Origin of the sequence: uncultured Eubacterium sp., from assembly GCF_934295145.1 — a bacterium.
Taxonomy (GTDB): Bacteria; Bacillota; Clostridia; order Lachnospirales; family Lachnospiraceae; genus Eubacterium_I.
Genome location: NZ_CAKRAS010000004.1, coordinates 69,653 through 83,631 on the forward strand (window position 1 = coordinate 69,653; position 13,979 = coordinate 83,631).

The following is a 13,979-nucleotide window of genomic DNA, read 5'->3' on the forward strand; positions in this document are numbered from 1 at the left end:
ACAAAATAGTGCTTTTGGCATATGCTGAGAGCACCTTTTGTTCGTTATAATAGATACATTACAGTATCCTGTTGCGATACTGGTTAGGAGGGATATTAAAGAAATGAGTAAGATTTATCTTGCCGGAAAGCACAGCCGTGATGTGATCATCGGGGACCTGTTAGAGAAATTCTCCAGAAAAGTAGAAGTCTACCCGCCTGGAACATGTCCGTTAACCGTACAGTTATCACTGCTGCACGCTTCTATGAATCAAACCTGTGGAAAATGTGTGCCATGTCGTGATGGTCTTCCACAGCTTGCAAAACTGTTAGAGCAGATCCTGAATGGTGTTGGAACCATGGAAATGCTGGATGAGATGAAAGAAATCGCCATTATGATCCGTGATTCTGCAGACTGTGCCATTGGTTATCAGTCCGCCATCGAAGTATTGGAAGGACTTGAGACCTTTGCCTCTGAGTATGAGAGCCATATCAAGGCGCACGAATGTCCGCAGAACGTGGGACAGAAGATTCCATGTGTAACACTCTGCCCGGCGCATGTCGACATTCCGGGTTACATTGCACATGTACATGAAGGAAACTATGCAGAGGCCATCAACTTGATCCGCCGGGACAATCCGTTACCGACGGCCTGTGCCATGATCTGTGAGCATCCGTGTGAGGAGCGCTGCCGTAGAAATCTGATCGACGATTCCATCAACATCCGCGGTATCAAAAAATATGCGGTAGATCAGATTGCAGCAGATCAGGTAGCAGTTCCGAAGGCCAATGTGTCTACCGGCAAAAAAGTTGCCGTTATCGGCGGCGGCCCGGCCGGAATGACAGCAGCATATTTCCTGTCTCTGATGGGGCACAAAGTAACTGTTTATGAAGCAAAAGAACGCTTAGGCGGCATGCTGATGTACGGAATCCCGAATTACCGATTCCCGAAAGACCGCATGGATGAGGATATGAACGCCATCCTTTCCACCGGAAATATTGAAGTAAAATATAATACAAACGTAGGTGTGGATATTTCCATCGAGGAAGTAAGAAACAGCCATGATGCAATGTTTGTTGCCATCGGTGCACAGAAGGGTAAAAAACTCCGTCTGGACAACATTGATGCAAATAACGTATTTTCCGCAGTAGAAATGCTGGATGAGATCGGACATGGCCATCGCCCGGATTACACCGGAAAGACTGTTGCCGTTATCGGTGGTGGAAACGTAGCTATGGATGCTGCTCGAAGCGCACTCCGCTGCGGTGCAAAAGATGTCCGCATTGTATACAGAAGACGTCAGGAAGATATGACTGCTCTGGATACCGAAATCGAGTCTGCAGTTATGGAAGGTATCGAACTGATGCTCCTTCAGGCTCCAAAGAGCATTGAAAAGAATGAAAACGGCGATTGCTGTGCACTCTGGGTACAGCCTCAGATGATCGGCGCATACCGTGGTGGCAGACCGTCACCGGTAGATTCTGCATCCAAAGATCCGCTGAGAGTCCCGTGTGATGTTGTGCTGATCGCTGTTGGTCAGGATATCGTCAGCGAACCGTTCGAGGAGTTTGGAATGCCGGCAGAATGGCATGTATTCAAGGCAGGACTCGATACTGCTGTAGAAGGTATGCCGGGTGTATTTGTCGGCGGTGACTGTGCAACAGGACCGGCAACGGCAATTAAAGCAATCGCAGCCGGAAAAGTTGCAGCACACAATATCGATGAATATCTTGGTTACCATCATACGTTAAACTGTGGTGTGGAAGCACCGGAAGCAAGAGAGAACAACCGTGTTCCGACTGGCCGTGTCAATATTGGCGAGCGCCCGGCTTATGAGAGAAAACACGATTTTGAGCATGTAGAATGCCCGATGACTCATGAGGAAGCAATTCAGGAGTCCGGCAGATGCTTGAGATGTGATGTATTCGGATGCGGTAAGCTTCAGGATGCCATCGACAAATAATACGGAAAATGTTCAAGTTTATATATGGAGGTAATAACAGATGCGTTTGACCATAGATGGAAGAAACGTGGAAGCAGCAGAGGGCATGACAATCCTTCAGGCAGCAAAAACTGCCGGTATTGAAATCCCTACACTCTGCTACTTAGAGGGCATCAGTGACATCGGATCCTGTCGCCTGTGCGTAGTAGAAGTAGAGGGCAAAAACGAACTTGCCACAGCCTGCAACACAAAAGTAAAAGAAGACATGGTTGTGCAGACCGCCAGCCAGAAAGTAATCGATGCGAGAAAGACAGTTTTAAAACTGCTTCTTTCCAACCACAATATTGACTGCTTTAACTGTGAGAAAAACGGTGACTGCGAACTTCAGAAATATTGTAACCAGTATGAGATCGATACAACACCTTACATGGGATCCAGAAGCCTGCTGGAATGTGATGTTCCGAAAAAAGATGCACATCCGTTCCTGGCTTATGATCCGTCCAAATGTATTTACTGTCAGCGTTGTGTACAGACCTGTAGAGTTGCAACCGGAAGAAGAGCGATCAAGCTGCGCAGAACCGGTAAATTTACAATTATTGACGCGCCGTTTGGTGATGACTGGGAAGAGACACGCTGCGAGTCCTGTGGTAACTGTGCACAGGCCTGCCCGACAGGTGCACTGACCATCAAGAGAAGAAAAAATTACCGTGCATGGGAAGTAAAACGTGTGCGTACTACCTGTCCGCACTGTGCAACCGGATGTCAGTATGATCTGATCGTCAAAGATAATAAAATCGTGGACGTAGAGGGGGCAGACGGTCCGTCCAACCACAACATGGTCTGTGTCAAAGGACGCAGCGGTTCCTTTGATTTCGTAGATCATCCGGACAGAGTACGTCATCCGCTGATTAAAAATAAAGAAACCGGTGAATTCGAACAGGCTACCTGGGACGAGGCACTGGATTATGTGGCAAAGAAATTTACAGAGTTAAGAGATACCTACGGTGGAGACAGCCTGGCAGGATTTGCCTGTGCACGTTCCGCAAACGAAGATATCTACATGCTTCAGAAGATGGTAAGAACCGCGTTCCATACCAACAATACCGATAACTGTGCCCGTGTCTGCCATGCACCGACGGTAGCCGGACTGGCAACTACACTTGGTTCCGGAGCTATGACAAATACCATTGCAGATATCACACAGGATTCAGATCTGATCATGCTGGTTGGCTCCAATCCGGAGCATGCACATCCGGTACTTGGTATGCAGATCCGCCGTGCTGTACATAAAGGTACAAAACTGATCGTTGTCGATCCGCGTGATATCGATCTGGCACATGCCGCCGATGTACATCTGAAACTGACACCGGGTACAAACGTAGCATTTGCAAACGGTATGATGAATATTATCCTTTCCGAAGGCCTTGAGGACCGTAAGTTTATCGAGGATCGTACTGAGAATTTCGAGGAGATGAAGAAAGTCATCGACAAATATCCGGCAGAGAAAGTGGCTGAGATCTGCCATGTTGACGTGGACAAACTAATCGAGGCAGCAAAAATGTATGCATCTGCCAAAAATGCAGCCATCATTTACTGTCTGGGTGTTACAGAGCATCATACAGGTACAGAGGGCGTTATGTCACTGTCCAACCTTGCTATGATCACAGGAAACTTTGGCCGTCCTGGCTGTGGTGTCAACCCGATCCGTGGTCAGAATAACGTACAGGGAGCCTGCGATATGGGTGCTTCTCCGGATCAGTTCCCGGGCTATCAGAAACTGAGTGCACCGGGTGTGCTGGAGAAATTTGAAAAAGCATGGGGCACAAAGCTGAACCCGAAAGAGGGAACAAAGGCAACGGATTGCTTCGGCAAGATGCTGACCAAAGAAATCCGGGGTCTGTTCATCTTCGGCGAGGATCCGGTTCGTACTGATCCGGATACCGCACATGTGATCAAAGCATTAAAGAACCTGGATTTCCTTGTTATGGATGAGTTATTCCTGACGGAAACTGCAAAAATGGCAGATGTTGTCCTTCCGGGTCGTTCCTATGCAGAGAAAGAAGGAACGTTCTCCAATACAGAGCGTCGTGTACAGCGTATCCGTAAAGCGGTTGAAATCGAGGGTGAGACAAAAGAAGATATCTGGATCTTTACAGAGATCATGAACCGTATGGGATATCCGCAGCCGCATCTGACCTCTGCACAGGTTATGGATGAAGTTGCTTCCGTAACTCCTTCCTTTGCAGGAATCAGCCATGAACGTCTGGACAGCGAGGAAGTTGCAGGAAACGGTCTGCAGTGGCCATGTACTTCCAAAGATCATCCGGGTACACCGATCATGCATGTCGGCAAGTTCTCCAGAGGACTTGGTTTATGCAAACCGATCGAGTATATTCCGTCTATGGAGCTTCCGGATGAGGAGTATCCGATGAAGATGATGACAGGACGTGTTCTTTATCATTACAATGCGTGTGCCATGACCGACAAGACGGAAGGACTGAACCAGATTTCCGGACATTCCTTCATCGAGGTAAATACAGAAGATGCGGAGCGTATCGGTTTCAAAGACGGCGATAAGGTAATCGTATCTTCCCGACGTGGAAGTATCGAGACGACAGCAAACGTATCAGGAAAGACAAATCCGGGCGAGTGCTGGATGCCGTTCCATTTCCTGGATGGCGGTGCAAACTGGCTGACCTCTGACGCGCTAGATTCTATCTCCAGCACACCGGAGTATAAAGTTTGTGCGGTTAAGGTGGAAAAAGCGTAGCTGATCATTTATGCTTTGGACAATCGTGACTGTTCAGAAAGAATTCGGCAGATGGTGGAAATGCCAGGTAATAGGTAAGGAAGAATCTTATGACAGAACATATCAGTGATGAATATTTTGTAACCCGTGATGTGGTCACTTACAATGGAAGTGCGCTGGTATCAGGGAAAAAAGATCTGGTGGTGGAACAAAGTTACCAGTTATTTGTAAATGGCAGGGGAGCAGGCGAGATGATCTGTTCCCCATGGGACAAAAAGGAAGCATTTCTCGGCTATCTTTATCTGCGTGGTTATATTTCCAGTGCAGGAGATGTCCGCGCTATTGATATGGATGAGGAACACGGAATGATAAATATTACGATCCGTGAATATCTGACCGATGAGAATGGGATGGAAAATCTGCTGCTGGAAGATGAGGTATTATTGAACGAACAGGGAATTGTACCGAAACGGGATGATGTAAGACTTTCTGTCGGTGAAGTGCTTGCCTATTCCAGAGAATTAGAGGAACGTTCTGCGCTGTTTCACCGGACCGGTGGCGTACATTGTGCAGCCTTTGTTCACCATGGAGCATTTTTGTCTTATAAAGAAGATATCAGCCGGCATGTGGCAGTAGACAAGGTAGTTGGTGACTGCCTGATTCGGAAAATCCCCATGAAGGATGGAATTTTGATCTTTTCCGGGCGTGTTCCGGTGGAAATCCTGCAGAAAGTAGGAGCCATGGGCTGTTCCATTCTGATTGCAAAGTCAGCACCAACGAATTATTCCTGCCGACTGGCGCAGCAGCTTGGAATCACGTTGATCGGTTTTGCCAGAGATAAAACCTTTAATGTTTATTCTCATCCGGAGCGGATTTATGAGGCATAAAATTAGAAAATGAAACATTTAAATGTGCCCCAAAATAGCTGGAAAGAAAAAATTTCCTGAATGTTGACATATGAAAATACATGTGTTATATTACAAGTGTAACAGATGAGATTAAGAATCCCCGGGAATTTCCCGGGGATTTATGCTATCGAAAAAGAGACAATGTTTTGTATTATAAATGATTTTAAAAATATGATACATATAGTAAGAATTGGATGGTGATTTGTATGGCAGCAAAACAGGATTATTATGAATTACTCGGCGTTGCAAAGAATGCAGACGCCACGGCGATAAAAAAAGCATATCGTAAACTTGCAAAGAAGTATCATCCGGATACGAATGCCGGAGATCCGACAGCAGAGCAGAAATTTAAAGATGTCACGGAAGCCTATTCCATTTTGAGTGATCCGGAAAAAAGAAAACTTTATGATCAGTTTGGCCATGCAGCTTTCGACGGAAGCATGCCGGAGGGCGGTGCTTATAAATACAATGGAGCCGGTGGCGGTCAGAATGGCAGTTATCAGGAGTTCCATTTTAACGGAGAAGATATGGGAGACATTTTCGGAGATATCTTTGGAAATATGTTCCATGGAAAAGCAAACGGTGGTGGAAGAAGCTACAGTTTCCACAGTGACGGAAATGGTGGATTCCATCAGTATTACAGCAACGGATCCGGTTCCGGTGGATTCGGTCAGGGCAGCCACTTTGGAGGCTTTGACCAGGGCGGCGGTTTCCATGGAAGTCAGTTCCGCCAGAAAGGCAGTGACATTCATGCGGATGTGACGGTAAGTTTTGATGATGCAGCCTTTGGTTGTGAGAAAATGATTCATCTGCAGGATGGAAACGGTCAGGTACAGTCCCTGAAAGTCAATATCCCGGCAGGCATCGATACCGGTAAAACCGTGCGCCTGAAAGGCAAAGGAAATCCGGGATTCAATGGTGGAGAAGCCGGTGATCTGCTTTTGAAAGTAACGGTCGGTGACAGAGCCGGATTTGAACGGAAAGGTATGGATGTGTATACCAACATCACAATTCCGTTTACCACAGCAGTCTTTGGCGGTGAGGCCGTTGTGCCGACACTGACCGGAAACGTGGTCTGCACTATCCGTCCGGGTACACAGTCCGGAAGTAAGATCCGTCTGAGGGGCAAAGGCATTGTATCGATGAAAGATAAGAAGATCCATGGGGATGAATATGCAGTTGTCCAGATTCAGGTACCGAAGAATTTGAATGAGACAGCGAAGGAAAAACTGAGAGAGTTTGCGAAAGCCTGCTAATCTCAGTCGAAAAGAAAAAAGTGTTAAAAAGAAAGAAGTGTTTTCTGAGGAAAGCCTTCTTTCTTTTTTATGCTGCAACCTATCCTTTTGAGAAAAATATTCAACTGGCGGAATCAAGATTTTGGTGTTTTGAGAGCCGAATTATGACAGGAAATTACGAGAAGTTCCGGTCAAACAAATGCACTTTCTTGTGGACATGAGGAAGCCTGCGTGATATACTTAAAGAAAGCATTGTTCAATAGGAAATATGTATTGTAGATGATTTATATGCGAGAGTGTACGATGTGCAGTGATTCTAAGAAGAGTATGTCAGCTTAGGCTGACCGGAATCATGCACCAAGTCTCACGTGGGGGCGACTTGAATAGCAAACCGGTTGAAAAGCCGGGACGCAAAGCCAGAAGGAGCTAAAGTCAGATAGAAATCTGATCATGCTAGCAGGTTGCATCATACCTCGATGAAAATAAAAGGTAAGTGTTAAGTGGGTATTATGGAAAAAGTTCCTGTAAATTTATATTTACATGGAACTTCTTTTGCTTTATGTCACACGTTTTACGGAAAAAGAAGAAAAGGAACATGAAATAAGAAGAATATGAATGAAAAGCAAACAATACTTATTGTAGATGATTCGAAATTTAACAGGGATATATTAAAGGAGATTCTCGGAGAAACGTATCATTATCTGGAAGCGGAAAATGGAAATCAGGCCATTCAGCTGATAGGAGATAATCCGGGAATTGATCTGATGCTTTTGGATATCCATATGCCACAGACGGATGGTTTTGAAGTCCTGGAACTGATGAACGAAAGTCAATGTATCAATGAAACTCCTGTAATTATGATCTCTTCGGAAGAATCTGTTACTATGATGCGCAAAGCATATGAAATGGGAATTACAGATTATATTACACGGCCGTTTGACTCTGTTATTGTAAAAAAAAGAGTGCAAAACACATTGGATCTTTATGTAACCCAAAAGCGTCTGATCAATGTAGTTGTTGATCAGGTTTATGAAAAAGAAGAAAATAATAATATTATGATCCGGATCCTGAGTAATGTATTGGGATCCCGTAACAGTGAAAGCTGCGAACATATCCTGCATATCCGGACAGCAACGGAATTGATGTTGAGAAAACTGATAAAAATATCGGATGCCTATCATCTGACAGAGGCAGACATTGCTTTGATCACAACGGCGTCTTCCCTTCATGACATTGGTAAGATCCGTATTCCGGAAGAAATATTAAACAAACCGGGAAAACTGTCTGATGAAGAATTTAAGATCATGAAAACGCATAGCGAACTGGGAGCATCTATCATTCAGGATATGAGCTTCACTCAAAATCATCCGCTGGTACATACTGCCTGGGAAATCTGCAGATGGCATCATGAAAGATGGGATGGACGCGGTTATCCGGATGGTCTGAAAGGCGAAGAAATACCAATCTCCGCACAGGTGGTATCGATTGTCGATGTATATGATGCACTTACCAGTGAAAGATGTTATAAGAAAGCATTTGATCATGATACGGCAATGAACATGATCCTGGATGGACAATGCGGACAGTTTAATCCGATTCTGCTGAAATGTTTGAAAGAACTGAGCCTTCCATTTTCAAAAATGCTTAGTACCGAGATGGATGATAATAAATATTATCATGAAGTACAGAGTCTTTCGAATGAAATACTCAGTGATAAATTCTTACCGAATCGAAACTATTCACAGTGTGTTATTAAAATCCTGCAGGAAAAAGTCGATTTCTTTAAAACAAACAGTGGAATGAATTCGATTGATTACAATGCAATGTCAGGTCAATTAATGATACTAAACGGAAAACAGCAGATCTTATGTCAGAGAAATGATCCGAAGTTTGCTCTGTTCAGAGAATTCGAAGTAAGTGAAGAGGATGTTCAGCAGATTCAGGTTCTGTTACATCAGACATCTGTACAAAATAAAGAATTCTCTGTGCAGATAAAAGCGAAGGTGGAAAATAAGAGGCAGATGTGTAAGCTGAAACTGCACACATTGTGGTCTCCGTTAAAGAAAGACGAATATATAGGGATTATCGGATATTTTGATACGATAAAGGTCAGTGATAACAAAGAGTAGAAAATAAGTGGGGAGAGTTGAATGAAAAAGAAAAAATGGAATAAGTTACTGGCTGTATTTTTAATAATGGCGACAGTTCTGTCACTTCTGGCAGGCTGTGGCGGAAAAAGTGCAGAAAAAGAAGATGCGGAAACGATCACCGTGTATTTATGGAGTACCAAGCTGTATGAAGTATATGCTCCATATATCCAGGAACAGCTTCCGGATATCAACATTGAATTTGTAGTAGGCAATAATGATCTGGATTTTTACAGGTTTCTGAAAGAAAATGGTGGATTGCCGGATATTATAACCTGCTGTCGTTTTTCGCTGCATGATGCAAGTCCGCTCAAAGACAGCCTGATGGATCTTTCCACAACCAATGTGGCTGGTGCGGTCTATGACACATATCTCAACAATTTTATGAATGAAGATGGAAGCGTAAACTGGCTTCCGGTGTGTGCGGATGCCCATGGATTTGTCGTGAACAAGGATCTTTTTGAAACGTATGATATTCCGCTTCCGACCGATTATGAAAGCTTTGTTTCTGCCTGCCAGGCATTTGACAAAGCAGGAATCCGTGGTTTTACGGCAGACTATTCTTATGATTACACTTGTATGGAGACTTTACAGGGCTTATCCGCATCTGAACTGTCTTCCGTAGACGGACGCAAGTGGCGAACCGCTTACAGTGATCCGGATAGTACAACGCGTGAAGGTCTGGATACTACCGTCTGGCCGGAGGCTTTTGGACGTATGGAGCAGTTTATCCAGGATACAGGGTTGAGCCGGGATGATCTGGAGATGAATTATGATGATATTGTTGAACTGTATCAAAGTGGCAAGCTTGCCATGTACTTTGGCAGCTCTGCCGGTGTAAAAATGTTTCAGGATCAGGGCATTCACACCACATTTCTTCCGTTTTTTCAGGAGAACGGCGAAAAATGGCTGATGACGACACCGTATTTCCAGGTGGCTTTAAATCGTGACCTGACACAGGATGAAACACGTCGGAAGAAAGCAATGAAGGTATTGAGTACCATGCTTTCCGAGGATGCACAGAAGAGGATCATCAGTGAAGGACAGGATCTGTTAAGCTACAGTCAGGATGTGGATATCCATCTTACGGAATATCTGAAAGATGTGAAACCTGTGATTGAAGAAAACCATATGTATATCCGGATTGCATCAAATGATTTTTTCACTGTTTCCAAGGATGTGGTATCTAAGATGATTTCCGGAGAATACGATGCAGAACAGGCCTATCAGTCATTTCATACGCAGCTCCTTGACAAAAAAGCAACTTCTGAGAAAGTAGTATTGAATCCAGAGAAGTCTTATTCCAACCGCTTTCATAGCAGCGGAGGAAATGAGGCATATTCGGTTATGGCAAACACGTTGCGTGGCATTTACGGGACGGATGTGCTGATCGCAACCGGAAACAGTTTTACGGGAAATGTGCTGAAAGCTGGCTATACAGAAAAAATGGCAGGCGACATGATCATGCCAAATGGTCTTTCTGCTTACAGCTGCAAGATGAGTGGGGCTGAACTGAAAGAAACAGTCAGAAATTTTGTAGAAGGCTATCCGGGCGGCTTCCTTCCGTTTAACCGGGGTTCTCTGCCTGTGTTCAGTGGGATTTCTGTGGAACTCATGGAAACGGAGGATGGTTATACAGTGCGCAAAGTAACAAAGGATGGGAAAAAAGTGCAGGACAATGATACATTTACGGTAACCTGCCTTGCAACTCCACAACACATGGAAGCGTATCCGGCAGATGAAAACATGGTATTTGATGGAGGAGAAACCTCTGTGAAAGACACCTGGACAGCATATGTTTCAGATGGCAATGCCATTCTGGCAGATCCGGAAGATTACATTAATGTGAGATGAGAAAAATGAACAGTAAAAATTATAATATAAAAAGAAAAAAATGTGTCAGGAAAAAGCCGTTAAGGATAGCTGTTTTTGCGGTTCTCTTTATCGGAATCGCCGTGACGGTTTCCCAATATTTTAAGTTTGTATCAGAAACTGTCTATGAGGAAAGTGTTTCTCATCTGACAGAGGTTTTTCACCAGTCGGATAATATGTTGCGGGAACTGACAAATAAGAATCTGACCTATCTTCATATGTGGGGCGAGAATCTTCAGCATACTTCCGGTGAAAATGAAATCCGTGATTATATAGAGAAAGCGCAGGAAGATGCCGGCTTTTTGGAGTTCTATTTTTTGTCAGCTGACGGGGACTATAAGACAGTAACCGGTGAAACAGGGTACCTTGGATTACAGGAAAATATGGAAGAGGAGATCCGGAAGGGAAATGATGTCATAACGAATGCAGCAGTTCCCGGAAAATCCCAGCTGCTTGTTTTTGCCACTCCAAATGTTCATGGAAGTTATCAGGGATTTGAATATGATGCGATTGCCATTGCTTATGAAAACGCTGATATCGTAAAGGTACTGGACATTTCTGCGTTCAACGGAAATGCCCAGAGTTTTGTTGTTCATCCGGATGGCCGTGTTGTGGTCGATCATTCTTCCGGGTCGTGGGGAAATGTGTACAATTTCGTTGGTGTTCTGAGCGAGCGTTCGGATATGTCTGAAAAAGAGACCCTTGCGCTTTCGGAGAACTTTAAAGCGGGACAGGCAGATGCGATGCTGGTGAATCTGGATGGAAAGAACTATTATCTGGTTTATGAAAAATCGGATGTTCAGGACTGGATATTTCTGGGACTTGTAAATGCAGATATCGTCAATGCCGGCATGAACAGTCTGCAGATTAGTACGATGCTCCTTGTAGTTGTGGTCGTGCTCTGTTTTGTCTCCTTTTTTATCAGCCTTATGATTCAAAAAAACAGGAGCAGGCTTAAGAAAAAGGATACGGAGATCCTGTACCGGGATGAGTTGTTTCAAAAGCTGTCAATGAATGTAGATGATGTTTTTCTGATGCTGGATGCACAGACATATCAGGTAGATTATGTCAGTCCAAATGCGGAAAAACTACTGGGAATTACCGTAGAACAGATCCGCGAAGATATTTGTGTTCTGGGAAAACTTCATCCGGAAGAGACAGAAGATCCAAAGAAGAATTATCTGAAGGAAATCCGGGATCAGGAACAGAAGGAATGGGATTTTGAATCTCTGCATCAGAAAACAGGGGAACGCCGCTGGTTTCATATTGTCGCCATAGGCAGCGTGGTAAATGGAAAAAAGAAATATATCCTTGTTATGTCGGATCGTACTTCTGATAAAAAAATGAACCAGGCACTTTCCGAGGCAGTTCGTGCTGCAGAGAATGCAAACCGGGCAAAGAGTACATTCCTTTCCAACATGTCTCACGATATCCGGACGCCAATGAATGCGATCATCGGTTTTGCAACACTGGCGGCAAGCAATATTGAGGACAGGAAAAAGGTCAGGGATTATCTGGGCAAGATCCTTTCCTCCAGTAACCATCTGCTCTCGCTGATCAATGATATACTGGATATGAGCCGTATTGAGAGTGGAAAGATACATCTGGAAGAAACAGAGGTCAGTCTGTCGGATGTGCTTCATGATCTGAAGACCATCATCAGCGGACAGATCCATGCAAAGCAGCTGGAGCTTTATATGGATGCCATGGATGTGACAAATGAAGATGTTTATTGTGATAAAACGCGGCTGAACCAGGTGCTGCTGAATCTTTTGTCCAATGCGGTTAAGTTTACGCCTGCAGGTGGAACCGTTTCTGTCCGGCTGAAACAGTTCCCGGGGAAAGTGAGAGGGTGTGAATTGTACGAAATCCGGATAAAGGATAATGGAATCGGTATGAGTCCGGAATTTGTACAGAAGATTTTTTCGCCTTTTGAGCGGGAGCGGACTTCCACAGTCAGCAGAACCCAGGGTACAGGACTTGGCATGGCCATCACCAAGAATATCGTAGATATGATGAGCGGAACCATTGAGGTTCAGACAAAACAGGGCAAAGGAACGGAATTTATTGTCCGACTGCCATTCCGGATCCAGCCTGCGCATCATCGTACAGAGAAGATCGCAGAGCTGGAAGGCCTTAAGGCATTGGTTGTAGACGACGATTTTAATACCTGTGACAGTGTAACAAAGATGCTCGTAAAGGTTGGCATGCGTTCGGAATGGACCCTTTCCGGCAAGGAAGCGGTTCTCCGTGCACGGCAGTCGATGGAACTGGGTGATGCATTCCATGCGTATATCATCGACTGGCGTCTGCCGGATATGAATGGGATTGAAGTTACCCGTCAGATCCGCAGTCTTGGTGATGATACGCCGATCATTATCCTGACGGCTTATGACTGGTCAGATATTGAAGTGGAAGCCAGGGCAGCAGGGGTAACCGCATTCTGTGCAAAACCTTTGTTTATGTCAGATATCAGAGAGACGCTGCTGACTGCGATCGGTCAGAAGCAGGCCGTGGCCGAGGATTCAATTCTTCCGGCAGCAGGTTCAAATTTCAAAGACCGGTGTATACTGCTTGTGGAAGATAATGAACTGAACAGTGAAATTGCGATGGAAATACTGAATGAATATGGCTTTCTGGTGGATACCGCAGAAAATGGAGCCGTAGCAGTGGAGAAAGTGAAAAATTCATCGCCGGGAGATTATGATCTGGTGCTTATGGATGTGCAGATGCCGGTAATGAACGGGTATGAGGCCACGAAGCAGATCCGTGCCCTGGATGATCCGGCACTGGCAGGAATTACCATCCTTGCCATGACTGCAAATGCTTTTGACGAAGACAGAAAGAAGGCCCAGGAATGCGGTATGGATGGATTTTTATCCAAGCCTATCGTGATAGAGGAATTGATTACTACCTTACAAAACAATTTAGCAGGGATGGAAGATAAATGAAAGGAAAAAGAGTGATTGCAGGCATTCTGCTTGTGGGAATCTTAGCAGTCACCCTGGCAGGGTGCAAAAACACAGAGGACAGTAAAAAAGAAACGGAAAAACCCGTCATCACGCTCGGAAGTGACAGCTATCCACCATACAATTATCTGAATGAGGATGGTGTACCGACAGGAATCGATGTAGAACTGGCTACAGA

Annotated in this window: 7 protein-coding genes, 1 pseudogene and 1 riboswitch; all 8 genes and pseudogenes read left to right on the forward strand. The window is 44.8% G+C overall.

All coding sequences use genetic code 11. The features are described from left to right. Positions 1 to 103: 103 nt before the first annotated feature. A complete protein-coding gene (locus tag Q0I54_RS01650; RefSeq protein ID WP_296115902.1) occupies positions 104 to 1,942 on the forward strand; it encodes an NAD(P)-binding protein in 1,839 nt (612 codons plus the stop codon). A 40-nt stretch (positions 1,943 to 1,982) separates the two neighbouring features. Beyond that, positions 1,983 to 4,691 carry a formate dehydrogenase subunit alpha gene (fdhF, locus tag Q0I54_RS01655; RefSeq protein ID WP_296115903.1) on the forward strand — a complete coding sequence of 903 codons (2,709 nt, stop codon included), beginning with the start codon at positions 1,983 to 1,985 and terminating at the stop codon, positions 4,689 to 4,691. An 89-nt stretch (positions 4,692 to 4,780) separates the two neighbouring features. Next, the gene (fdhD, locus tag Q0I54_RS01660; RefSeq protein ID WP_296115904.1) at positions 4,781 to 5,557 is read left to right on the forward strand and encodes a formate dehydrogenase accessory sulfurtransferase FdhD; all 777 of its coding nucleotides are present in this window, start codon (positions 4,781 to 4,783) and stop codon (positions 5,555 to 5,557) included. A gap of 227 nt (positions 5,558 to 5,784) precedes the next feature. Beyond that, positions 5,785 to 6,834 (forward strand): DnaJ C-terminal domain-containing protein, encoded by a 1,050-nt coding sequence (locus Q0I54_RS01665; RefSeq protein WP_296115905.1) that lies wholly within the window; start codon positions 5,785 to 5,787, stop codon positions 6,832 to 6,834. A 354-nt stretch (positions 6,835 to 7,188) separates the two neighbouring features. Then, a riboswitch (cyclic di-GMP riboswitch) is annotated at positions 7,189 to 7,282 on the forward strand. A 142-nt stretch (positions 7,283 to 7,424) separates the two neighbouring features. Then, positions 7,425 to 8,942 carry an HD domain-containing phosphohydrolase gene (locus Q0I54_RS01670; protein WP_296115907.1) on the forward strand — a complete coding sequence of 506 codons (1,518 nt, stop codon included), beginning with the start codon at positions 7,425 to 7,427 and terminating at the stop codon, positions 8,940 to 8,942. Between the two features lie 21 nt (positions 8,943 to 8,963). Further along, complete coding sequence (locus tag Q0I54_RS01675; RefSeq protein WP_296115909.1) at positions 8,964 to 10,814, forward strand: extracellular solute-binding protein; 1,851 nt, start codon at positions 8,964 to 8,966, stop codon at positions 10,812 to 10,814. 5 nt (positions 10,815 to 10,819) lie between these two features. Next, entirely contained in the window at positions 10,820 to 13,783 is a 2,964-nt protein-coding gene (locus tag Q0I54_RS01680; RefSeq protein ID WP_296115911.1) for a response regulator, read from the forward strand. Next, positions 13,780 to 13,979 (forward strand): annotated as a pseudogene (locus Q0I54_RS01685) (amino acid ABC transporter substrate-binding protein); the annotation flags it as partial. The gene Q0I54_RS01680 and the pseudogene Q0I54_RS01685, both read left to right, overlap by 4 nt.